This is a genomic window from Ottowia sp. VDI28 (assembly GCF_049532675.1).
Classification (GTDB): Bacteria; Pseudomonadota; Gammaproteobacteria; order Burkholderiales; family Burkholderiaceae_C; genus Ottowia.
In genome coordinates this window covers 2,406,327-2,429,061 of sequence record NZ_CP149820.1, presented here as the reverse complement: position 1 = coordinate 2,429,061, position 22,735 = coordinate 2,406,327, and the positions used below count along the sequence as shown (strand labels likewise).

General features: G+C 63.1%; 17 protein-coding genes and 3 pseudogenes. 15 read left to right on the top strand and 5 right to left on the bottom strand.

Annotated features, from left to right (window positions below; all coding sequences use genetic code 11):
- Window positions 1-133: 133 nt before the first annotated feature.
- The 11 genes and pseudogenes from WJU18_RS11630 to WJU18_RS11580 all read left to right on the top strand — a co-directional run.
- Window positions 134-1,417 (top strand): annotated as a pseudogene (locus WJU18_RS11630) (sensor histidine kinase); the annotation flags it as partial.
- 12 nt (window positions 1,418-1,429) lie between these two features.
- Window positions 1,430-2,206, top strand: coding sequence for an ATP-binding protein (locus tag WJU18_RS11625; protein ID WP_423460980.1), 777 nt, complete (start codon window positions 1,430-1,432; stop codon window positions 2,204-2,206).
- A 120-nt stretch (window positions 2,207-2,326) separates the two neighbouring features.
- Window positions 2,327-3,355, top strand: a complete 1,029-nt coding sequence (locus WJU18_RS11620) for an ABC transporter ATP-binding protein (RefSeq protein WP_423460208.1) — start codon at window positions 2,327-2,329, stop codon at window positions 3,353-3,355.
- Window positions 3,321-4,141 (top strand): annotated as a pseudogene (locus WJU18_RS11615) (ATP-binding cassette domain-containing protein). Before WJU18_RS11620 ends, WJU18_RS11615 begins: the two are co-directional and overlap by 35 nt.
- Window positions 4,142-4,207: 66 nt before the next feature.
- The gene (locus tag WJU18_RS11610; protein WP_423460207.1) at window positions 4,208-5,695 is read left to right on the top strand and encodes an ABC transporter substrate-binding protein; all 1,488 of its coding nucleotides are present in this window, start codon (window positions 4,208-4,210) and stop codon (window positions 5,693-5,695) included.
- Between the two features lie 141 nt (window positions 5,696-5,836).
- Window positions 5,837-7,240 carry an amidase gene (locus WJU18_RS11605; RefSeq protein ID WP_423460206.1) on the top strand — a complete coding sequence of 468 codons (1,404 nt, stop codon included), beginning with the start codon at window positions 5,837-5,839 and terminating at the stop codon, window positions 7,238-7,240.
- Window positions 7,241-7,391: 151 nt separating this feature from the next.
- Entirely contained in the window at window positions 7,392-8,246 is an 855-nt protein-coding gene (locus tag WJU18_RS11600; RefSeq protein ID WP_423460205.1) for a 3',5'-nucleoside bisphosphate phosphatase, read from the top strand.
- Between the two features lie 98 nt (window positions 8,247-8,344).
- The gene (locus WJU18_RS11595) at window positions 8,345-8,968 is read left to right on the top strand and encodes an L-threonylcarbamoyladenylate synthase (protein WP_423460204.1); all 624 of its coding nucleotides are present in this window, start codon (window positions 8,345-8,347) and stop codon (window positions 8,966-8,968) included.
- A gap of 276 nt (window positions 8,969-9,244) precedes the next feature.
- A complete protein-coding gene (locus tag WJU18_RS11590) occupies window positions 9,245-9,913 on the top strand; it encodes a site-2 protease family protein (protein ID WP_423460203.1) in 669 nt (222 codons plus the stop codon).
- A 6-nt stretch (window positions 9,914-9,919) separates the two neighbouring features.
- Entirely contained in the window at window positions 9,920-11,236 is a 1,317-nt protein-coding gene (locus WJU18_RS11585) for a tryptophan--tRNA ligase (RefSeq protein ID WP_423460202.1), read from the top strand.
- Between the two features lie 106 nt (window positions 11,237-11,342).
- A complete protein-coding gene (locus WJU18_RS11580; protein ID WP_423460201.1) occupies window positions 11,343-11,942 on the top strand; it encodes a LuxR C-terminal-related transcriptional regulator in 600 nt (199 codons plus the stop codon).
- On the opposite strand, the gene WJU18_RS11575 is transcribed toward WJU18_RS11580, so the two are convergent.
- From WJU18_RS11575 to WJU18_RS11565, 3 genes are all read right to left on the bottom strand, one after another.
- A complete protein-coding gene (locus tag WJU18_RS11575; protein WP_423460200.1) occupies window positions 11,932-13,314 on the bottom strand; it encodes a sensor histidine kinase in 1,383 nt (460 codons plus the stop codon). The two genes, WJU18_RS11580 and WJU18_RS11575, sit on opposite strands and share 11 nt — an antisense overlap.
- A 166-nt stretch (window positions 13,315-13,480) precedes the next feature.
- Complete coding sequence (gene aroC, locus WJU18_RS11570; RefSeq protein ID WP_423460199.1) at window positions 13,481-14,563, bottom strand: chorismate synthase; 1,083 nt, start codon at window positions 14,561-14,563, stop codon at window positions 13,481-13,483.
- 232 nt (window positions 14,564-14,795) lie between these two features.
- On the bottom strand, window positions 14,796-15,254 hold the full coding sequence (locus tag WJU18_RS11565) for a CBS domain-containing protein (protein ID WP_423460198.1): 459 nt from the start codon (window positions 15,252-15,254) through the stop codon (window positions 14,796-14,798).
- A gap of 187 nt (window positions 15,255-15,441) precedes the next feature.
- Between WJU18_RS11565 and WJU18_RS11560 the strand changes: the two genes are divergently transcribed.
- Together WJU18_RS11560 and WJU18_RS11555 are read left to right on the top strand one after the other, a co-directional pair.
- Window positions 15,442-16,740 (top strand): O-acetylhomoserine aminocarboxypropyltransferase, encoded by a 1,299-nt coding sequence (locus WJU18_RS11560; RefSeq protein ID WP_423460197.1) that lies wholly within the window; start codon window positions 15,442-15,444, stop codon window positions 16,738-16,740.
- 158 nt (window positions 16,741-16,898) lie between these two features.
- Window positions 16,899-17,705, top strand: a complete 807-nt coding sequence (locus tag WJU18_RS11555; protein WP_423460196.1) for an alpha/beta fold hydrolase — start codon at window positions 16,899-16,901, stop codon at window positions 17,703-17,705.
- Window positions 17,706-17,757: 52 nt separating this feature from the next.
- Here WJU18_RS11555 and WJU18_RS11550 read toward each other — a convergent pair whose 3' ends face one another.
- Window positions 17,758-18,996, bottom strand: coding sequence for a YihY family inner membrane protein (locus WJU18_RS11550; RefSeq protein WP_423460195.1), 1,239 nt, complete (start codon window positions 18,994-18,996; stop codon window positions 17,758-17,760).
- Between the two features lie 57 nt (window positions 18,997-19,053).
- On the opposite strand from WJU18_RS11550, the pseudogene WJU18_RS11545 reads away from it, so the two are divergent.
- Together WJU18_RS11545 and WJU18_RS11540 are read left to right on the top strand one after the other, a co-directional pair.
- Window positions 19,054-19,445, top strand: a pseudogene (locus WJU18_RS11545) (DUF2069 domain-containing protein).
- Window positions 19,446-19,449: 4 nt separating this feature from the next.
- On the top strand, window positions 19,450-20,868 hold the full coding sequence (locus WJU18_RS11540) for an FAD-binding oxidoreductase (RefSeq protein ID WP_423460194.1): 1,419 nt from the start codon (window positions 19,450-19,452) through the stop codon (window positions 20,866-20,868).
- A gap of 47 nt (window positions 20,869-20,915) precedes the next feature.
- Here WJU18_RS11540 and WJU18_RS11535 read toward each other — a convergent pair whose 3' ends face one another.
- Window positions 20,916-22,679 carry a DEAD/DEAH box helicase gene (locus WJU18_RS11535; protein WP_423460193.1) on the bottom strand — a complete coding sequence of 588 codons (1,764 nt, stop codon included), beginning with the start codon at window positions 22,677-22,679 and terminating at the stop codon, window positions 20,916-20,918.
- Window positions 22,680-22,735 lie beyond the last annotated feature (56 nt).

The window sequence follows — 22,735 nt, the reverse complement described above, 5'->3', positions numbered from 1 at the left end:
GGCTTGGCAGCGCGTGAGGTTTTGATTGACAACACCCCTAGCCGTATGAAGGGATACCGTTTTGGAGCAGCACCTTTCCAATGACAATGTAGCAGACGGCTTATTGCCGCCGCACAGCCGGCCCGGCCGGCAAATGCCGCCGCGTGTGCGACGGGTCACACTGGCGCTGGTTGTCTTCTGGCTGGCCCTGGTCGCTGGCCTGGGTTGGTGGCTGTCGCAACGTACGGCGGCCACGCGGCTGGACCGCCTGTCGGCCAGTGCCGAATACGAGGCCGAAACGACCGGACGCGTCATGGATCTGCTGTTCATCCAGATGGTCAGCGTCGCCAATATGGTGGCCAGCCAGTCCCAGGTGGTTGAACTTGCTCGGCGTTACCTCACCGATCCACCCGGCATGGCCGAGCTGACGCGCCAGGAGCGGGCGGCGCGGCTCACCAGCGATCCCCTGACGCGCAAGGTCGGCGACTTCATGGACGGGCTGTCCAAAGATCTGCACTACGGACGCATCTACATGAACAACATGTCGGACAACACCGTGACGGCCAGCAACTGGGCAGCGGACGACAGCATCGTGGGCATGATCTACACCGGCCGCACCTACCTCAATGACGCGCTGCGCACCGGGCAAGGCCAGTCATTCGGCATCGCCCGCTTGCTCAAGCTGCCGTCGTACTTCGTGACCGGCCGCATTGAAGACGCCAACGACGTCCCGATAGGGACCGTGACGGTCAGGTTCGATGCGCCAGAAATGGCCAAATTCATGACAGGAAGCCACATCGCGCTGGTTGTGAACCGCCAGGGGCGCGTGACCACCTCGTCATCCGAGCCGTTCGCACTGCGCAACGTGGCAGCGCTTCTGCCGCCGGGCACTGTACAGCCTTCAGCGGATGGCGAAGAGCCAGGCGAGCCTATGGACATACGCTCGCTGGCTGGCCAAGGCCACGCCGATCAGTGGCTTATCGATGGCAAATCCTATTTGCTGAAGCGTCAGCCGCTGGCCAATAACCAGTACCAGTTGCTCACGCTGGCTTCGCTGGACTACCTGACGCCCATGCGCAAACAGCACGTTCTGATGGCAATACTGGTGACGGCCATTGGCCTGGCCCTGATCCTGCTTTCCTGCAACGCGATGGGACAGATGGTGCTGCGCCGCCAAGAAGAACAGCGCGCAGCCAAACGCACAGCCGCCTTGAATGCGGACCTGAACGTGGCACTTACAGACGCCAAAGCCAAGGACCGGCAGAAAGTCGAAGTGCTGGGCTACATCGGCCATGACCTGCGGGCGCCGCTGGCCACTATCAGAGGGTACTCAGACATTCTGCTCGCCGATGCGCCCGAAGAGCAGCACAAACTGCTGCAGACTATCCAGCGCAGCGTCAAATACCAACTCGATCTGATCGACGAGCTGCTGGAGTATGCCAAGTCAGAGTTGCAGCCGTTGGCTATCCAGCCCGCGGCTACCAACCTGCCGCTCCTGCTGGATGATATTTCCGAATATGCCGTCGCCCTGTGCTCACAGCAGAACAACCGGTTTCACTATGAGGCTCCTGACCAGTTGCCCCGGCAGATCAGCGTTGACGGAAAGCGCTTGCAGCAGGTGCTGCTGAATCTGCTCTCCAATGCCGCCAAGTTCACGCGCGATGGCATGATCACCTTGTCGGTCTCGGCCCAACCTGAGGGGAAAGCCTGCGTCCTGCGCTTTACCGTCAGCGATACCGGCATAGGGCTCGACCTGGATCAGGGCGTCGACATTTTCGGTGCTTTCCAACAAGTACAGGCGGCAAGCGGCAGCGCTGGCTTGGGCTTGTTCATCACGCAGCGCATCGTCTCGGCCATGGGCAGCTCCTTGAGTGTGACCAGCGTCTCAGGCGAAGGCTCGTCGTTTTCTTTTGAGCTTCTCACGCCGGTTATCGGCGCTTCCAGTACAGGCTGGTCCGCCTTCGCTCCGCCAGAGAGGGGATCCCGACAGCCCTTATCGGACTCCTCCCTGCCTCGCAATGCCATGCCGGAAGACCAGGCTCTGAATGAACTCGCCGTTCTGGCGTCTCAGGGTCACGTGACCGATATCGAGCACTGGATCGAACGCTATGCCCATGAGGCCGCCTACGCTCCATTCATTGCCCAACTGCGAGACCTGTTGGAACAATTCAACTTCCCTGAGATACAAACGCTGGCATCGCGCGGCAGAAAGGATTGGATCGCCTGATTCAGGCGCTGGCAGGAAAGCGGTGGAGAATGAGGCTTCACAGACTCTGGACAAAGCATGCTCTGCTAGCATTCACCCACAGAAACCGGCAGCCGAAGAACCTTCTCATTCGACCACACGATGCCTTTGCTCGAAGCCTCTCGCCTTCGTGTCGACCTGCGCACTCACCGCGGCATCGTGGCGGCCGTGCGAGGCATGGATTTCATGCTCGAACGAGGCGATACGCTCGGCTTGGTAGGGGAATCAGGCTGCGGAAAATCCATGACTGCTCTGGCGCTCATGGGCCTTGCTCCCGGCAATGCAGTGGTCAGCGGCAGCCTTCGGCTGAATGGCGAAGAGCTGGTTGGACTGCGCGACCGCGCTTGGCGGGCCGTACGCGGCAGGCGCATGGCCATGATTTTTCAGGAACCGATGACGGCGTTGAACCCCGTGCACCGCGTGGGCATGCAGATTGCGGAGCCCATGCGGCTGCATCTTGGTCTTGGCGCGGAGGCTGCCCGCCGCAAGGCCATCGAACTGATGGAGCGCGTGGGCATTCCGGAGCCCGCCAAACGCATCGACAGCTTTCCGCACCAGTTTTCGGGCGGGCAGCGCCAGCGCATCATGATCGCCATGGCCTTGGCCGCCGAGCCCGACGTGCTGATCGCCGACGAGCCCACCACAGCGCTCGACGTCACCGTGCAAAAGCAAGTGCTCAAGCTGATTGCCGATCTGGTAGCCGAGCGCGGCATGGCCCTCATACTGATATCGCACGATTTGGGTGTCATTGCGCAGAACGTGCGGCGCCTCCTGGTGATGTATGGCGGCAGCGTGGTTGAACGCGGCACGACCCAGGAAGTATTTACCGATCCGGCTCACCCCTATACACGCGGCTTGCTCGCTGCCCGCCCCAGCCTCGCTCACCGGCTGGTGGCGCACCGCAGCGAGCGATTGCCCACCATTGCAGGCTCGGTGCCCGATCTGTTCCATCTGCCGGCGGGATGTCCTTTCGCCGGGCGGTGCGCATTCACGCGCCCCTCCTGCCACATCGAAGTACCACCCGAGTTGAAGCTCATCGACCTTCACCACGTCCGCTGCGGGGTACCGGAAGCCATCCATCAGTCTCTTCCAGTTCATGACGGCCATCGAGAATCCCCACTCACTGCTTGAGATCAGGGATCTCACCCGCAGCTATACGCTGCCTCGTGAGTCGCTGTTCAAGCCTCCCGGGACGGTGCAGGCGCTGCGGGGGTGTCGCTTGACGTCCGGGCAGGACGCAGCATGGGCATCGTGGGAGAATCCGGTTCAGGCAAAAGCACCTTGGCACGGTTGGCGATGGCGCTGGAACGCCCCAACAGCGGCACGGTGCGCTTCGAAGGACGTGATCTTCATGCGCTCCCGGCACATGAGCTGCGTGCCGCGCGGCGCGATTTTCAGATGGTGTTCCAAGACCCCTACGGCTCGCTGGATCCGCGCCGCAGGGTGTGGCGCACCGTGACTGAGCCACTGACCGCCACCGAACGTTCATCGCGCGCGCAGTTGCGTGAACGCGCCGCTGAAGCGCTGGAATCCGTGGGCTTGCGTACCGATGCCATCGACAAGTACCCCCATGAGTTTTCCGGCGGCCAGCGCCAGCGCATTGCCATTGCCCGCGCGCTCGTCACACGGCCGAAGCTGATTGTGGCCGACGAAGCGGTCAGCGCCCTCGATGTATCCGTGCAGGCGCAGGTACTGAACCTGATGGCCGATCTGCGCGACGCACAGGGAGTGACTTTCCTTTTCATCAGCCATGACCTGGCGGTGGTGAGCCACCTGTGTGCGGACGTTGCCGTGATGAAGGGTGGCCTGATCGTGGAGCAAGGCCCTGTACGGCAGGTCCTCCGGGAGCCCCAGCATGAGTACACGCGCACCCTGCTCGCCTCCGTACCGGAGTTGATGATCACTGAAAATGCCTGACACCACAGCGTGCGCTACCATGCGCTCGGAGCGTTCTTACCCCCGCCTGAACGGAGACACCAGAAAATGAAACGTCGCGAATTTGCCTTGTCCATTCCCGCTGCCGCCGTCCTCGCGGGCGCCCCTGCCCTGGCCCAGGCGCGCAAGGATGCGGTGGTCCTGGGCATGACGCTGGAGCCGCCGGGCCTGGACCCCACTGCAGGCGCCGCATCGGCCATTGCAGAGATCGTGCAGTACAACATTCTGGAGACGCTGACCAAGATCAACGCCGACGGCAGCGTCACACCGCTTCTGGCCGAAAGCTGGGAAGTTTCTCCTGACCTACGCACCTACACCTTCAGGCTGCGCAAGGGCGTGAAGTTCAGCAACGGCGAACCGTTCAACGCGCAAACCGTGAAGTTCAGCTTCGAACGAGCCGCCGCCGAGAAAAGCACCAACAAGGACAAGCGTACCTTCGCGGCGATGGAAAGCGTGCGCCCGGTGGATGAGCACACGGTCGTCATCATAAACAAGGAACCCGACCCGGATTTCCTGTTCTACATGGGCCAGGCCACGGCCGTCATCGTCGAGCCCAAGAGCGCCGACAACAACAGCGCCCAACCCGTGGGCACGGGCCCCTATGCGATGGAGCGCTGGAACAAGGGCTCATCGGTCATGCTGAGTGCTTCGCCCAGCTACCGCAACCCGGGTGCCATCAAAATCAAGCGCGCGACCTTCCGCTTCATCAGCGACCCTGCCGCCCAGGTCGCTGCCGTGCTTTCAGGCGACATCGATGCCTTCGTGCGCGTCACTCCGCGCGGAGCGGCGCAGTTCAAGGCCAATTCCCGCCTGCAAACCATTGTGAGCGGTTCGCGCGCCAAGACCGTGCTGGCCATCAACAACGCCAAGAAGCCCCTGAACGACGTGCGGGTGCGCCGTGCCATCTCCGCGGCCATCGACCGCAAGGCGGTCATCGCGGGCGCGGGAGACGGCTTTGGTGTGCCGATTGGCAGCCACTATGTACCAGGTGCGGCAGGCTATATCGACACCACGGGCATCAACCCCTACAACCCGGACAAGGCCCGCGCGCTGCTGAAGGAAGCCGGCATCACCACGCCGCTGGAGTTGAGCCTTGTACTGCCGCCCCCGCCCTATGCCCGCCAGGGCGGTGAGGTCATCGTGGCTCAGCTGGCCAAGGCCGGCATCACGGCCAAGGTGCAGAACGTCGAATGGGCACAATGGCTGGCCAACACCTACGGCGGTGCGCACAACTACGATCTGACGATCATCAGCCATGTGGAACCGTTCGATCTGGTCAACTTCACCAAGCCGGACTATTACTGGGGGTACAACAACCCCAAGTTCAACGAACTGTTCGACAAGATCAAGGTCACGGCCAACGTGGCCGAGCGCAACAAACTGCTGGGCGAGGCACAGAAGATACTGGCCGACGACGCCGCGCTGGCCTGGCTCTATCAGCCCCAATGGCTGACCGTGGCCAACCGGCGCCTGAATGGGCTCTGGAAAGACATGCCGATCTTCGTCAACGATCTGGCGGCCCTCAGCTGGAGTTGAGCCGAGAGCACCCTCATTGCGCTCTATCGTCATTCCCGCGCAGGCGGGAATCCGGTGCAGCGATTCCAAGCCCCTGGATTCCCGCCTGCGCGGGAATGACGGTCATTTTGCTTACGCCTCGGGAACAAGGAACATACCGTTATGGCTTTGCATGAACTATCAGCGCATGATCTCATCGCCGGCTACAAATCCGGGGAATTCTCGCCAGTAGAAGCCACTCAGGCGGTCCTGGCACAAATCGACCGCTGGGAGCCGCACATCGCGGCCACGTATCTCCTCCGGCCCGAAGCCGCGCTGGAACAAGCCCGTGCATCCGAAGCACGCTGGCTCAAAGGGCAGCCTTGCGGCGCGCTCGACGGGGTGCCTGTCACCATCAAGGACAACATCGCCACTCAGGGCGATCCCGTCCCGCTGGGGACGAAGGCCACCACACTCACGCCCGCCCCAGCCGACGCCCCTCCTGCGGCGCGTGTGCGCGAAGCGGGCGCCGTCATCGTGAGCAAAACCACGATGCCGGACTACGGCATGCTGTCTTCGGGGCTTTCGACCTTTCACGCCATTTCGCGCAACCCCTGGGACACCACGCGAACACCCGGCGGCTCCAGCGCGGGTGCAGGCGCCGCCGCAGCCGCGGGCTACGGGCCGCTGCACCTGGGCACCGATATCGGCGGCTCCATTCGTCTGCCGGCGGGATGGTGCGGCACCGTGGGCCTGAAACCCAGCCTCGGCCGCGTCCCGATCGATCCTCCCTACATGGGCCGCGCCGCCGGTCCCATCACGCGCACCACGGCCGATGCCGCACTGTTGATGCAGGTGTTGAGCCGCCCCGACCCTCGCGACAGCATGGCCTTGCCCCCGCAAGCGATCGATTGGTCTCTGGTGTGGCGCCAAGACAAGCCTTTGAAAGGCCTGCGCATCGGCTTGCACCTGGATGCGGGCTGCGGTTTGCCCGTTGACGCCGCCATCCGTACGGCGGTGGAGCACGCCGGCCATCTCTTCGAGGCGCACGGAGCCGTGGTGACAGTGATGGCGCCTTTCATGACGCCTGAACTACTGGCCGGCCTGGATCATTTCTGGCGCATGCGCTCCATGCTCGACATCGATGCCCTGACAGCCGAGGCCCGCGACGGCGTGCTGCCCGTGATCCGCGAGTGGGCAGACAGCGCGCGCGGCATGAGCGGCCCCGATGTCTTCCGCGCCTTCAGCGCCACGCACGCGACACGCGTGGCTACACAAATGGCGCTGCAACCCTTCGACTATGTACTCTCGCCCACCTCGCCCGTGGGGCCCGCCTTGTTCGATTGGGCCTCGCCCACCAACGATCCTCTGCGCGGCCTGGAGCACATCGGTTTCACCGTGCCCTACAACATGGGCGAGCAGCCGGCCGTCTCGGTCAATGGCGGCTATGCCGATGCAGGCAACGGCAAGCTCTGGCCCATCGGCCTGCAGATCGCCGGCCAGCGCTTTGACGACCTGGGTGTGCTGCAAATGGCGCGCGCGTTCGAGCAGTTGCGCGGGCCTCAACAGGCATGGCCTTCGCCTTAGAACGTGTTCAAAAACCAGCGCACACATCTGCTTGCCCAATTCGATCGAATGGCAGAAGGAAATTAAAAGCACCGTGTAATTGACCGCAGTGAAAGCCCCCATCCCAACCTTCCCCCAAGAGGGGAAGGAGTCACACTCGTAGAATAAGACCGTGACCTCTCCAACCAACGCCGACCTCCACTGCCATTCCACCGTATCCGACGGGACGCTAGAGCCCGAAGTGCTGGCCGCTCGCGCCAAGGCCAATGGGGTGGATCTGTGGGCGCTGACCGATCACGACGAAGTTGGCGGCCAGCAACGGGCACTGGAGGCGGCCCGGGCGCAGGGCCTGAAATACCTGACCGGGGTGGAAATTTCCGTGACCTTTGCCGACGCCACGGTGCACATCGTCGGCCTGGGCTTCGATCACACCGATCCGCGCATGACCGAGGGCCTGGCCGACACACGCGATGGCCGAGGCCCCCGCGCGATCGAGATGAGCGCGCAATTGGCCAAGGTAGGCATTCACGGCGCCTATGAGGGCGCGCTCAAGTATGTCGGCAACCCGAGGCTGATCTCCCGCACCCATTTCGCCCGGTTCCTGGTGGAGTCCGGCGTATGCCGCGATACACCCGAGGTTTTCCGCAAATATCTTACCGAGGGCAAGCCGGGCTACGTGCCGCATCGGTGGGCCAAGCTGGGTGATGCCGTCAACTGGATCACACAAAGTGGTGGCATCGCCGTGATTGCCCACCCGGCGCGCTACCATTTTTCGCCCACCGTCGAATACGCGCTGTTTTCGGAATTCAAGCAGCATGGCGGCCAGGGCGTCGAGGTGGTCACAGGCAGCCATACCTCGGCCGAGGCCGTGCGCTATGCCGGCATGGCCCGCGAATTCGATCTCCTGGCTTCACGCGGCAGCGACTTCCACAGCCCCGATGAAAGCCACATCGACCTTGGCAAGCTGCCTCCTTTGCCAGCAGGCCTCATCCCCGTGTGGTCGCAACTCAGCGAGCGCGTGCACTGACCGCACCTCTCTTTCCGGGCGTATGGGCGAGTTTCGAATCCGCCCCTCCAAGAACGTGTTAAGCGCGTGTTCAAAGCACGCCCCGCTATCATCACATCATGGCCCAGTACTTCAGCGTTCACCCCGCCAATCCCCAGCCCCGTTTACTCAAGCAGGCGGCCGGATTGCTGCAGCAGGGCGGTGTGCTGGCCGTCCCGACCGACTCGAGCTACGCCCTGGTCTGCCAATTGGACGACAAAGCAGCGGTCGACACCTTGCGGCGCATTCGCGGGCTCGATGACAAGCAACTGCTCTCCCTGATCTGCCGCGACCTGAGCGAGCTCTCCAACTACGCCAGGGTAGACAACGCGCAGTACCGCCTGCTCAAGCTCGGTACACCTGGGCCGTTCACTTTCGTGCTGGAAGCCAGCAAGGAAGTGCCTCGCCGTGTCAGCCACCCGCAGCGCAAAACCATTGGATTGCGCGTTCCCGAACATCAGGTGCTGCTCGATTTGATCGAAACGCACGGCGCTCCGTTGCTGGCGACCACGCTGATCCTCCCTGGAGAAACCGAGCCTCTGAATGATCCAGAAACCATCCGGGATCAATTGGAACGCCAGATCGCGGGTGTGATCGATGCCGGTGCGTGCCCCCTGGAGCCCACCACCGTGGTCGACCTCACAGACAGCCCTCCCGAAATCCTGCGCCGGGGGCGCGGCGACCCGGCCATTCTGGGTCTGTAGGGCAGGCCTCCAGTTCCGGCTCTACAGCTATCTCTTGCCGGTGTGACGAAAAACCGGCCCCTTCACTCTGAGAACGTGTTTACGATCTCCTCGCGGGTCCGTTGCGCCCGTTGCACGGCGCCCGCAAAAACCGCGTATGCCGCGTTGACAATCCTCGCGATACCACGAGGTATCCCTGCGGTTTTCGTCGCATCGGCGCACCGCTTGCATCCACCATTTTTCGATCACAACGGCCCTCGCGCCGAGATCGTAAACACGTTCTGAGACAATCCCCCCGTGGACATTGCCAACATCATCCAGACCATCGCCATCTATGCACTGCCAGTGCTGTTCGCCATTACCGTGCACGAAGCCGCTCACGGCTACGTCGCCCGGTACTATGGCGACAACACGGCGGCCATGCTGGGCCGGGTCACCCTCAACCCGCTCAAGCACATTGATCCCATCGGCACCATCGCGATGCCGCTGTTTCTCTATATAGCCACGGGCGGCGCTTTCCTTTTTGGCTACGCCAAGCCGGTGCCGGTTCATTTCGGCCGGCTGAGAAATCCTCGCCGCGACACCATCTGGGTCGCGCTGGCCGGGCCGGTTTCCAACCTCATCCAGGCCTTGGCCTGGGGTGTGGCGCTGTATCTGCTGCGCGGCGCTGCGGTGGAAGAGCGTTTTTTCCTTGAAATGTGCCGGGCGGGCGTCCTGGTCAACGTGGTGATGTTCGCCTTCAACCTGTTCCCCCTGCCGCCGCTGGATGGCGGACGGGTGCTGACCAGCCTCCTGCCGGCCAGGCTGTCCATTCCCTTCAGCCGCATCGAACCATGGGGCTTCTTCATTGTCATGGCCCTCGTGGTGGCTGGTGTCATCAGCAACCTGTGGATGCGGCCGCTGATGTCGCTCACGTTCGGTTTCCTTGATCTGCTACTGTCCCCGCTGGCTGCCCTGATTCGCTAGTTCGTCATGACCTCCCAAGCCCCTATCCGCTCCCTCACCGGGATCACCACGTCCGGTACGCCCCACCTGGGCAACTACGTTGGCGCCATTCGTCCTGCCGTGCGCGCCAGCCGCCAGCCAGAAATCGAAAATTTTTACTTCCTGGCCAACTACCACGCGCTCATCAAGTGCGACGACCCGGACCGCGTCCAGCGCTCGACGCTCGAAATCGCAGCCAGTTGGCTGGCGGCAGGACTCGACCCGGAAAAGGTGACTTTTTACCGCCAGGCCGACATTCCCGAAATTCCCGAGCTCACCTGGCTGCTCACCTGCGTCACCGGCAAGGGCCTGCTGAATCGCGCCCATGCCTACAAGGCGGCCCTGGACAAGAACGAAGCCGCCGGCGAAGACCCTGATTTCGACGTCACTGCCGGGCTTTTCATGTACCCCGTGCTGATGGCAGCCGACATCGTGCTCTTCAGCGCCCATCGCGTGCCCGTGGGACGCGACCAGACCCAGCACCTGGAAATGGCGCGCGACATCGCCCAGCGCTTCAATCACCTTTATGGCGAACTGCTCGTGCTGCCTGAAGTGGTGATCGACGACAACGTAGCCCTGCTGCCCGGCCTGGATGGCCGCAAGATGAGCAAGAGCTACAACAACACCATTCCGCTGTTCAGCTCGCGCGAGCAGTTGCGCAAGCTGATCGGGAGCATCGTGACCGACTCCCGCGCCCCCGGTGAGCCCAAGGACACCGAGGATTCAGCCCTGTTTTCGATCTACCGCGCTTTTGCCAGCCAGGAGGAAACCACGGCATTCGCCAAGGCTTTCGCGGAAGGCATCAGCTGGGCCGATGCCAAGCAGCAGCTCTTCGAGCGCATCGACCAGGAAATCGGCCCCATGCGCGAGCGCTACGAACACCTGATCTCGCACCCCGAAGAAGTCGAAGCCCTGCTGGTCGCGGGCGCGGAAAAAGCGCGTGCGGTCGCCATCCCGCTCATGCGGCAGTTGCGCACCGCCGTGGGCCTGCGCGCGCTGGGCGCCGCTCAGGCGACCGCCACGAAAACCAAGGATCCGCACAAGGACAGCCTGCCGGTATTCAAGCAATACCGCGAAAAAGACGGCCTCTTTTACTTCAAGCTCACCAGCACTGGCGGCCAGGTGTTGCTCCAAAGCAAGGGATTTGACTCGCCGCGTGAAGCCGGCCAGGCCGTCAAACGGCTGCAAACCGAGGGGCCGGCAGCCGCAAACACCCTGAAGGACGTGCTGGAGTTGCCGGCTGGAATTGAGCCCGCGACCGTTGAAGAAGCGTTAAATCGCCTCCTTAATAGCGATAATTTGTGAAATACGCACTACTTATGAGACTTTAGCGTCATAAGTAGTGAAACTAATAGAACTGAATAAGCCAAAATCACTCAACAAATAGAACCTGCTTGTCAGGGAGTGAAAAATGGCTATTTATGTGATCGACGACCACCCACTGATGCGCGACGCGATCGTCATGCTTCTACGTCGTGTCCGGCCGGGTTCCGAGGTGGTGGAGCTCTCGCAGCTATCCGACCTGGAGTCCGCGGTTGCTCAGCATGGGGAGCCGGAAATCCTGTGCCTTGACCTGAAGCTGCCCGATACCGTGGGCATTTCCGGGGTGAAGGTGCTGAGAGCCAGTTATCCCGAAACCCCTCTGGCCGTGATCTCGGCCACCCCGGCCGTCGATGTCGAGGAATGGTGCCGCGAGGCCGGCGCGGATGTATATATTGAAAAGTCCGCTGGCGCCAGCGAGATCGCCGCCACTCTGCGCGCGATGCTCCAGCCTGAGGGCCAGGACGCGGAGGAAGGCGAAGCACCTGCTGAAACCAAGCTAACCAAGCGGCAGAGGCAGTTGATCATCATGCTGGATGAAGGCCTCTCCAACCGCGACATCGCCGAGCGCCTGGGCATCAGCGAACATACCGTCAAAGTGCACCTCTGGCGACTGTTTCGGCGCCTGGGCGTCAAAAGTCGTACGCAGACCCTGCACTTCGCGCGCGTGAACGGTTTGATCAACGCCTGATTTCCTCGGTCAAGGCGACGCTGAAAGGCGCACGCACACAAAAGACCGAGCCCCTACCAGGGCGAGAGCGCATGCTCACACCATGTCCCAGCAGCCCGGACAGCCGCTGCACAATAGCCAACCCCAGGCCAAAGCCTTCCTCGGTGCCCGCGGACTGCACCTTGTAGAACTCGCCAAATATGCGGGATTGCTGATCCGGCGGGATACCAATGCCCGTATCCCACACTTCGAAGCGTAGCGCTTCCGGCTCACAGCGGACGGCCAGAAGGACCCCACCCTGACGGGTATAGCGGATGGCATTGCCCAGCAGGTTGCCCAGAATGCGCTGCAGTATGGCTGGATCACTGTTCAAGGCAGCGCCCGCCGGCGGGGGCCGTACACGCAACTCCAGCCCCTTCTGGGCCGCCAGCGGCCGAAACTGAAGCTCCAGATCGGAAAACAGCCGCCGGAGATCCACGGGCTGCACCACCACCCGGAACTGGCCGGCATCGAGCTTGACCAGATCGAACATGGAATCGAACAGCGTGTTCACCGCCTGGGCGGCCTGCAGGATCTTCGGCCCCAGTTCCGTGCTCAGTTCAGGTTCCTTGCCCAGCCATTCCGCATAGATGCTGAGCGCATTCACCGGCTGCTTCAGATCATGCGCGGCACCCGCCAGGAACCGGTCCTTGAAAATCAAGGCCTCCTGCGCAGTGCGAGTCTGCTGCCGCAGCGAGTAGATCAGCCGGGCATTGTGATAGCTCAGGTCAATGCTTTTCGCATGCATTTCATGCTGCTTCGCTGCCACGCGCAGCAAGACCAGCAGATAGGCCAGCAGAAATCCAGCGAACCAGAACGTGCTCTCGCTGTGTACTGCGTGCCATCCGATCAATGAATGCAAGCCCAGGCTGGCGACCAGACAGACCGCCGCGGAGAGCAGGAACAGGCGCGCGACCCCCAGATGGGCCGACATCCACAGCACCGCCACGCTGCATGCGCCCGCCAGCAGCATCCAGCAGACCCCCTCCAGTTGCGGCGGCATGGGCTCCAGGAGCAGGAAGGCGCAACTGGTCCAGACGGCTCCGTACAGCCCCCAGATCCAGGTGCGGCTGCGCGCGAAGTTCAGTTGCGCATCAATCGACTGCAACTCACCCAGCTTGGTAAAGCGCTTGCCAAAATCATGGCGCAGCCCCAGGGCCAGAACAGAAGCCAACCCCCACAAGGCGAGCTGCCAGGCAGGCACATAGGGGAACATCAGACCGCAAAGCAAGCCAATCACGACCAGGGCCGCCACCTGGCTCGAACGCATACCCGTCACGACTTTGTCGTACCTGGCGGCCTCTATCCAATCGGCTTCGGAAAGCTGGGTGACGGCATCAGAGGGGGTGGTCATGGGCTACTGGCTGGTCTTACTCCTTCCCCCTCTGGGGGAAGGTTGGGATGGGGGCTTTCACCATGCGATGTGCACAACAGAAGGCCATTCGAATCCACCGCCGTGAAAGCCCCCATCCCGGCCTTCCCCCAGAGGGGGAAGGGGCAAGCCAAGCCGCAACGGACACTCAAAACCCAGGCGGTACAGGTACATCACCGCACTGGGCCCGCAGGCGCAACGCGTGCTCCATCACCACCAGCGCCAGGAGCGCTTCAGCGATAGGGGTGGCTCGTATGCCCACGCAGGGGTCATGCCGGCCCTTGGTGATCACCTCGACCGGGGCGCCGGCCGTATTGAGCGATTCACGTGGCACCAGAATCGAGCTGGTCGGCTTGATGGCAATGGCCACCTCCAGGTTCTGCCCGGTGCTGATGCCTCCAAGCACCCCGCCGTCGTGGTTGCTAGCAAAACCGCCACCGGCCTGGAGCGAATCACCGTGCATGCTGCCTCTGTGCGCCACGCTGGCAAAGCCGTCGCCGATTTCCACGCCTTTCACGGCGTTCAGCCCCATCATGGCCTTCGCGATATCAGCATCCAGCCGGTCATAGAGCGGCTCGCCCAGGCCCACCGGCACCTGCTCCGCCGTGACGCGCAGCCGCGCGCCGCATGAATCGCCCGATTTGCGCAAGACGTTCATGTAGTTTTCTATTTCCGACACATCGGCCACAGGGGCAAAGAAGGGGTTGTTGCCCGCGTGCGCCCAATCCTCGAAGCCAATCGCCAATTCGCCCACCTGCGTCATGCAGCCCCGGAATGTGGTGCCGTATTTTTGGTGCAGCCACTTCCTGGCCACCGCGCCAGCCGCCACCGTGGGAGCGGTCAATCGCGCAGAAGACCGCCCTCCGCCGCGGGGATCGCGGATGCCGAACTTGCGCCAATAGGTGTAATCCGCATGACCGGGGCGGAAAGTCTGGGCGATATCGCCGTAGTCCTTGCTGCGCTGGTCGGTGTTGCGGATGAGCAGGCAAATGGGCGTGCCCGTGGTCTTGCCCTCGTACACCCCGGACAGGATCTCGACCGCGTCGGCCTCGTTGCGCTGGGTGACGAATTTGGAGGTTCCTGGCCGGCGCCGGTCCAGTTCAGGCTGAATATCACTTTCCGACAGCTCCATGCCGGGCGGGCAGCCATCGATCACGCAGCCGATGGCCGGACCGTGGGATTCACCAAAATTAGTAACCGCAAAAAGGGAGCCGAAAGTATTGCCACTCATAGAGCGCGATTATCGCGCGTCTAAGAATGTGTCCACGATCTCCTCACGGTGCCTTTGCTCAGCTCTTACCCGACCATCCGGGTATGACGGGGAAAAGACCCTGCAAAGAAGTTGCGAACATGTTCGAGAGGCCGCGGAGCAGGCCATACGGGGTTGCCGCGGAGCTGGCTTTGCCAGGCCGCTGGCAACGTCCCCTGGTGGATGGTGCGTCAGCGCCTCAGGGGGCAACAACTCACGCGTCTTCAGCGCGGGCCCCTTCTTCAGGCCAATCGCGGATGTAGGCCTTGAGCATGCGGTTCTCGAAATTCTGGCTGTCTACCACCGCCTTGGCAACGTCGTAGAAGCTGACCACCCCCATCAGCATTTTCTTGTCCATGACCGGCATGTAGCGCGCATGGCGGTCCAGCATCATGCGGCGGACCTCGTCCATGTCGGTTTCCAGGGTGCAAGTGAGCGGGTGGTCGTCCATGTTGGTGCGCACCGGCACGTCGCCCAACTGGCCACCGGTTCGCGCCAGCGCCAGGATGATTTCGCGGAAGGTGAGCATGCCCACCACGTCGCCGTGCTCCATGACCACCAGCGAGCCGATGTCTTTCTCCGCCATGATGTCGACCGCCCTGGCCAAGGGCTCGTCGGGCGTGACGGTGTACAGGGCATTGCCTTTGACCCGCAAGATATCACTGACTTTCATGCTCTGTTCCTTCCAGCACCAACGTGGTGATGAACAAATATAGCCCACAATGACGCACGGCCACCAGCAGCCGGTAACAAAAAATGGCCCCCACGCTTTCCCGCTACGCGAGGTCCGCTGCCCCCCGAGGGGGCGCTTTTTGCCTCGGTAGCGGCCTACCAGCAAAAATTCATCAGGAGAGATGCACATGTCCGGTTACGCCGATCCCGGCTTCGATACGCTCGCCATTCACGCCGGCGCTGCCCCCGACGCAGCTACCGGCGCGCGTGCGGTACCGATCCATCTGACCACCTCGTTCGTTTTCGAGTCCAGCGACCATGCGGCGGCGCTGTTCAATCTCGAACGTTCGGGTCATGTCTACAGCCGCCTCAGCAACCCCACCAACGCCGTCTTGGAGCAGCGCGTGGCCGCCCTCGAAGGCGGTATTGGCGCGATCACTACCGCCAGCGGCCAGGCGGCGCTGCACTTGGCCATTGCCACGCTGATGGGGGCCGGCAGCCATATCGTGGCCAGTACCGCCCTCTATGGCGGCAGCCAGAACCTGCTGCATTACACGCTGCGCCGTTTCGGCATTGAAACCACGTTCGTCAAGCCGGGCGACATCGACGGCTGGCGGGCCGCCATCCGGCCCGATACGCGGCTGCTGTTCGGCGAAACAGTGGGCAACCCGGGGCTCGACGTACTCGACATTCCTACCGTATCAGCCATTGCCCACGAGGCCGGCGTTCCGCTGCTGGTCGATTCCACCTTCACTACGCCCTACCTGCTCAAGCCCTTCGATCATGGCGCCGATCTGGTCTACCACTCGGCCACCAAGTTCCTGAGCGGCCACGGCACGGTGATCGGCGGCATTGTGGTGGATGGCGGCGCGTTCGATTGGGACGCGAGCGGCAAGTTCGCCGAACTCACCGCCCCCTACGATGGCTTCCACGACATGGTGTTCAGCGACGAAAGCACTGTGGGCGCCTTCCTGCTGCGGGCACGGCGGGAGGGCCTGCGCGATTTTGGCGCGTGCATGAGCCCGCACTCCGCCTGGCTGATCCTGCAGGGCATCGAAACGCTGCCGCTGCGCATGGAAAGGCATCTTTCCAACACTGAAAAAGTCGTGCGCTTTCTGGCCGAGCACCCGTTCGTGTCCGGCGTGCGCCACCCGTTGCTGGAATCGCATCCCAGCCATGCCCTGGCCAACAAGCTGCTGAAACATGGCGCCAAGGGCGCTGGCAGCGTGTTCAGTTTCGATATGAAAGGCTCTCGCGAGCAGGGCAAGCGCTTCATCGAGCAGCTCAAGCTCTTCAGCCACCTGGCCAACGTGGGCGACTGCCGCAGTCTGGTGATCCATCCAGCCAGCACCACGCATTTCCGCATGAGCGACGACGCTCTGGCTGGCGCCGGCATCGGCCCCGGCACCATCCGGCTGTCCATCGGACTGGAAGATCCCGATGATCTGATCGATGATCTCAAGCGCGCGCTGAAAGTAGCAAAATGAAACTCCCCTGAGTCGCTTACGCGCCTTCCCCCAAGGGACGCACCCAGCGGCCTGGCAAAGCCAGCTCCGCGGGTGCCCTGGCATGGCCTGCTCCGCGGCCTTTCAAGCCTTTGTGTTTCATGCGATACGGGCGTCGCATAGCACCATGGAAAACTGATATGTACCTCAAAGTCAACGGTCACGACCTGTACGCTTACACCGGCGGCAAGGCGTTCGATGCCGCCAAGCCGACGGTCATCTTCATCCATGGCGTGCTGAACGATCACAGCGTCTGGATCCTGCAAAGCCGCTATCTGGCCCATCATGGCTGGAACGTGCTGGCGATCGACCTGCCGGGCCAGGGAAAGAGCGGCGGCGAGCCGCCTGCCACGGTGGAAGAAGCCGCCGGCACCATCATCGCGCTGCTCAGTGCCGCCGGCCTCAATCAGGCTGCGTTGGTAGGCCACAGCTTTGGCTCGCTGATCGCCCTGGAAACTGCCGCGCGCGCGCCGGCGCACATCAGCCATCTCGTCATGGCCGGTTCGGCTTACCCGATGAAAGTCTCACCCGCCCTGCTGGAAAGCTCGGTCAAGGCGCCCGAAAAAGCCATTGCCATGGTCAACCAGTTTTCGCACTCCACGCTGGCGCCCCCACCATCGGCCCTGGGGCCGGGCACCTGGCTTTATGGCGGCTCCCGGGCCCTGATGCGGCGCATGCTGGCCAGCAATGCGAAGACCAACGTGTTCTACACCGGTTTCAAGGCCTGCGACAGCTACGCGGGCGGCGAGCAGGCCATGGCGGCGGTGCACTGCCCCACCCTGTTCATCATCGGCCGGCACGACCAGATGACCCCGCCCAAAGCCGCGCGCGCCCTCGCCGCGCACGCCAGGCTGGTCAAGCTGGTGGAAGTCAACGGTGGCCACGCGCTGATGAGCGAAGCCCCCGATGAGGTACTGTGGGCGCTCCAAGAGTTTCTCTCCGAATAGGCGGAGAACTCCCAGCAGAGTGGGCACCTGTGCCTCCCTTGAATAGCGGCCATCAGCGGCCTGGACGCTCCAGAACGTCCTCCACCGTCATGCCCGCCACACCTTCATGCGTCCACCACCCGCTGAGCGCCTCATCAGGCGCCAGCAGCAGGCGCTCCATCAGCGGCCTGAGCGGGGTCCGGGCCGGCTCCACCAGCAAGACATAACGCGGTTGCTCGTTCTCGGTGTGCGTCGCGAGCTCGCCCACCCAGTCGAGCGATTGCAGGGCCTCCAGCACGGGGCTCAGCTGCAAGGTATCGACTTTCAGCCAGTTGGCCAGCTGCGGCAGGGTAAAGCCGCGCGCCGTCGTGCTCCTCACCCGGGCCAGCGCCTGCAGAACCTCGCAGCCCAGCTCGAACTCCCAGCCCGGCCCCCCGCCGCGCCGGGCCACGCCTGTGAGCAAGCTAGGCAGATAAGCCGCAATGACGGCGCCGAACAGCACGATGAGCCATGACAGATAGCTCCACAGCAGCAGAATCGGCACCGTGGCGAAGGCACCGTAGATCAGCGAATACGTCGGGATGCTCGACAAATACCAACCCAGGATCTGCTTGACGAGCCCCATGAAAACCGACACGAACAGGCCGCCAACCAGTGCGTGCTTCCATTTCACCGGCGTATTCGGCACAAAACGGTACAGCAGCGTGAGCCCGCCAGTCAGCAGCAAGAACTGCGCGGTATCGAGCAGAAAATTCACGCCCCCCGGCAGATCAGGCAGCAAGCCGCGTGAACGTGTGATCACATAAGAGGTGATCGCCAGGCTGGCTCCGAGGACCAACGGCCCGAGCGTCAGGACAGCCCAGTACACCAGCACACGTTGGCCCAGCGGGCGCTTGACGGTCACGCGCCAGATGTCGTTCAAGGTGTGGTCGATCGTGAGCACCAATGAAAGCGCGGTCACGAAAAGGCCTACGGCCCCGGCCACCCCCAGCTCACTCGCCTTGCCGACGAATTGGGTCAGATAGTCGAGCACATTGTGGGAAATGCTGGCAGGAATCAGGCTGTCGATCAGCCACTGCTCCAGCGCCAGCTTGAGTTGGCCGAACAGCGGAAACGCCGTGAACACGGAGAGCACGATGGCAAAAAAAGGCACCAGCGCCAGCGTGGAGGTGAAGGTGAGCGAGCTGGCCGTCAGGCCCAGCCGGTCTTGCTTGAAGCGCTGCCATAGAGTGGCAGCCGTGGGCAGCACCGGGAAGTCAGTGACCTCGGTGATGAAATCGTATGCGCGCGTACGCAAAGCCTGCAGCTTCATGGTGGGTATCATCCTAGAAAACGGTCATCGACCGCTCAATATCTTGACCATACCCGCATGAATACCGACGTCCGCTGGACGAGAATCGTCGCCGTCTCCGCGCTGCTGGCACTGATCGCGCTTGTCTTGGCCTGGGAGCTGTGGCTGGCGCCGCTGCGCCCTGGCGGCTCCTGGCTGGCACTTAAGGTTCTCCCCTCCTGCTGCCGCTACCCGGTCTGCTCCGATTGCGCATGTACACCTACCGCTGGGTGTCGCTGTTCATCTGGCTCTACGTGACCGAGGGTATTGTGCGTGCGAGCGGAGACCGCCCACCGAGCAACCAGCTCGCGATGCTGCAGGTGCTGCTCTGCGTGGTGCTGTTCACCGCATGCACGCTGCACGTGCGCTTGCGGCAAAAGCACGCCAAGCGCTCAGCCGCGGCGAGCACCCCAATAGAAAGAGAAAGCTGAAGCCATGACCTCATCCAGCCTGCCAGACGCCCTGCGCCGCATTGTCGGCCCCACCCACGTCTTGACCGAAGGCGATCTGAGCGCCTACACACGCGACTGGCGCCAGCGCGCCCAAGGCCGCCCGTTGGCCGTGGTACGCCCCGCGAACACCGCCCAAGTCGCGGAAGTGGTCAAGGCTTGCGCGCAGCACGGTACCAGCATCGTGCCGCAAGGGGGCAACACGGGGCTGGCGGTAGGCTCGGTGCCCGATGAAAGCGGCACGCAGGTGGTGCTGAGCCTGCGGCGCATGGACGCCGTGCGCGCCATCGATCCGGCCAATCTGACCCTCACCGCCGAAGCCGGCTGTATCTTGCAAAACCTGCAATCCGCGGCCGAAACGGCGGGATTTCTGTTTCCATTGAGCCTGGCCGCGGAGGGAAGCTGCACGCTGGGCGGCAACCTCGGCACCAATGCGGGAGGCACTCAGGTACTGCGCTACGGCAACGCACGTGAGCTGTGCCTGGGCCTCGAAGTGGTGACCGCGAAAGGCGAGATATGGAGCGGCCTGAGCGGCCTGCGCAAGGACAACACAGGTTATGACCTGAGGGACCTGTTCATCGGCAGCGAAGGCACCCTGGGCATCATCACCGCCGCCACGATGAAACTCTACCCGCTGCCCGCGGCACGCCTGACCGCCTGGGCTGCCGTACCCTCGATGCAGGCCGCCGTGGACCTGCTGGGCTTGGCGCACAAACACTTGGGCGCCGGATTGACGGGTTTCGAGGTGATGAACCAATTCGCGCTCAGCCTGGTGGACAAGCATATGCCGCAACTGCGCGCACCCTTGTGGCGTGACCATCCATGGTGCGTGTTGCTGGAAAACTCGGACCATGAGGGCGAGGAACATGCGAGGGTGCAATTCGAGCGCCTGCTGGAAGCGGCGCTGGAGTCCGGTTGCGTGGCTGATGCCGTGGTGGCCGAGAGCCTGGCCCAAGCGGGCACCCTGTGGCACATCCGGGAAAGCATCCCTTTGGCGCAGTCTGAAGAAGGCTTGAACATCAAGCACGACATCAGCCTGCCAGTGTCACGCATTCCCGCCTTCGTGGAGGAAACTAACGCCCTGCTGGCCCGTGAGATTCCCGGCGTGCGCCTGGTCGATTTTGGCCACCTGGGCGATGGCAATCTTCACTACAACGTACAGACACCCGAGGGTGGCGACGCGCGCGAATTCCTGCGCCAGCATGAGGACCGCATCAATACCCTGGTGTTCGATGCCGTGACCCGGCATGAGGGTTCGATCAGCGCCGAACATGGCATCGGCAGCCTGAAAGTCAACAAGTTGCCGAACTACAAATCAGCGGTGGCGCTGGAGATGATGCAGGCGATCAAAAAAGCCCTCGATCCTGAGGGCATCATGAATCCTGGGCGGGTGCTTCAAACCTAAAAGCAGGGGAGGCCTGCTCCGGCAAGCGGAGCGGGCCTCGTACGGTCTCAGCGGCCCGCTTTGCGCGGCGCGTAGGGCTTGGCCGCAGGGCGCCCAGCCGGGGCCCCATGACCGCGCGGAGCGGCAGGCTTGCGGTTCTGGCCAAAAGTGGTGGCCTTGACGCGCGCCATCGGCTGGCCATGGCCAGGCCGGCCGAAATCGCCGGCACCGCCTTCCCTGCGGCGGTCGCCAGCGCCACGCTCGGGGCGGTCAAAACTGCGTTCTTGCCGGTCAAAGCCCGAATCCGGCCGGAATTGGCGCGGACCACGGGATTCGCCCCCGCGAGGACCGCCAAAGCCTTCACGGCCACCGCCACGACGCGGACGGCCGCCCGGCTTGCCGCCACGTCCGTGCTCCTTGGGCCCCGTCACGGGAGGGAAGAACTTGGTCGGCTCCAGGCCATCCACGGTGAGCGGACGGAAAGGCTGCTGCGTGTAGGCCTCGATATCGGCCAGACGGCGGCGGTCGCGGATTTCGGCCAGGGTCACGGCCAGCCCGTCGCGGCCGGCGCGGCCCGTGCGGCCGATGCGGTGCGTGTAGTCCTCGGCCTTCATCGGCAAGCCGAAGTTGAAGACGTGCGTGATGGTGGGCACGTCGATCCCGCGCGCAGCCACATCGGTGGCCACCAGGATTTGCACGCGGCCGTCGCGCAGCGCATTCAGCCGGCGGTTGCGCACGGCCTGGCTCAGTGCTCCATGCAGCGACACGGCGGCAAAGTTGGCCTGCTGCAGGTCTTCGGCCAACTCTTCGCACTCTACTTGGGTGCAGGCAAACACGATGGCCTGGTCAATGCCAGGATCGCGCAGCCAGTAATCCAGCAGGCGGCGCTTGTGCTCAGGGCTGTCTGCCCAATAGAGTTCCTGGCGGATGTTGGCGTGGCGCTCTTTCGGAGAATCGATCTGCACGCGTTGCACCCGTGCGCCGCCCTCGTGCATCACACGCATGGCCAGTTGCTGGATGCGCGGCGCGAAGGTGGCCGAGAACATCATGGTCTGCTGGCGCTGGGCGGTCAGTTCGTTGATTTCAGCCAGATCATCGGCGAAGCCCAGATCGAGCATGCGGTCAGCTTCGTCGACCACCAGGAAACGCACCTCATCCAGGCGGATCTGGCCGGAGCGCTGTAGATCAAGCAGACGGCCGGGCGTGGCCACCACGAGGTTCGCGTTCTGCAGCTTGGCGATCTGCATCTGATAGGGCATGCCGCCCACGATGTTGGCAATGCGCAAGCCGCGGCAATGCTTGACGAGATCAATGGCGTCGGCCGCCACCTGTTGGGCCAGCTCGCGCGTGGGGCACAGCACCAGCGCGCCGGGCACGGCGGGCTTGAAGTGGCGGGGGTTGGTGGGGTCCTTGCGGCGTGGGCGCTTGGGCGCGGCCTCGCCGCGTGCCAGGGCTTCAGCCACCTTGGCATCCCAGGCGGCTTTTTCCTGCTCGAAGGCTTGCTGCTGCAGACCGATCAAGGTGTGCAACACTGGCAGCAGAAAGGCCGCCGTCTTGCCGCTGCCGGTCTGGCTGGACACCATGAGGTCGGCAAAATGCTCGGCATCGCCTTGCAGCGCCAGGGGAATGGCGCGGGCCTGCACAGTGGTGGGCTCTGAAAAGCCCAGATCGGTCACGGCCTGCACCAGTTCAGGTGCCAGGCCAAGTGCAGCGAAGGCGTTGGGAGCGGGGGCCACAGGTGCCGTGGGGGCCACGGGAGTGGAAATGGAACTGGCAGCCTCGGGAGCAATGTCTTGCGAAGGCAGGTCTGTCAGGTGATCGAAGGAATCCATGTGTTGTTTCTTTCCGGCATGCAAAAAGCCAAGCTCTGCCAAGGGAGCAATGGCCC

Excerpts from the sequence above, each read along its gene's own strand:
- WJU18_RS11620 (WP_423460208.1), top strand. The coding sequence starts at position 2,327 with ATGCCTTTGCTCGAAGCCTCTCGCCTTCGTGTCGACCTGCGCACTCAC.
- WJU18_RS11610 (WP_423460207.1), top strand. The coding sequence starts at position 4,208 with ATGAAACGTCGCGAATTTGCCTTGTCCATTCCCGCTGCCGCCGTCCTC.
- WJU18_RS11605 (WP_423460206.1), top strand. The coding sequence starts at position 5,837 with ATGGCTTTGCATGAACTATCAGCGCATGATCTCATCGCCGGCTACAAA.
- WJU18_RS11595 (WP_423460204.1), top strand. The coding sequence starts at position 8,345 with ATGGCCCAGTACTTCAGCGTTCACCCCGCCAATCCCCAGCCCCGTTTA.
- WJU18_RS11585 (WP_423460202.1), top strand. The coding sequence starts at position 9,920 with ATGACCTCCCAAGCCCCTATCCGCTCCCTCACCGGGATCACCACGTCC.
- WJU18_RS11580 (WP_423460201.1), top strand. The coding sequence starts at position 11,343 with ATGGCTATTTATGTGATCGACGACCACCCACTGATGCGCGACGCGATC.
- WJU18_RS11575 (WP_423460200.1), bottom strand. The coding sequence starts at position 13,314 with ATGACCACCCCCTCTGATGCCGTCACCCAGCTTTCCGAAGCCGATTGG.
- aroC (WP_423460199.1), bottom strand. The coding sequence starts at position 14,563 with ATGAGTGGCAATACTTTCGGCTCCCTTTTTGCGGTTACTAATTTTGGT.
- WJU18_RS11565 (WP_423460198.1), bottom strand. The coding sequence starts at position 15,254 with ATGAAAGTCAGTGATATCTTGCGGGTCAAAGGCAATGCCCTGTACACC.
- WJU18_RS11560 (WP_423460197.1), top strand. The coding sequence starts at position 15,442 with ATGTCCGGTTACGCCGATCCCGGCTTCGATACGCTCGCCATTCACGCC.
- WJU18_RS11555 (WP_423460196.1), top strand. The coding sequence starts at position 16,899 with ATGTACCTCAAAGTCAACGGTCACGACCTGTACGCTTACACCGGCGGC.
- WJU18_RS11550 (WP_423460195.1), bottom strand. The coding sequence starts at position 18,996 with ATGAAGCTGCAGGCTTTGCGTACGCGCGCATACGATTTCATCACCGAG.
- WJU18_RS11540 (WP_423460194.1), top strand. The coding sequence starts at position 19,450 with ATGACCTCATCCAGCCTGCCAGACGCCCTGCGCCGCATTGTCGGCCCC.
- WJU18_RS11535 (WP_423460193.1), bottom strand. The coding sequence starts at position 22,679 with ATGGATTCCTTCGATCACCTGACAGACCTGCCTTCGCAAGACATTGCT.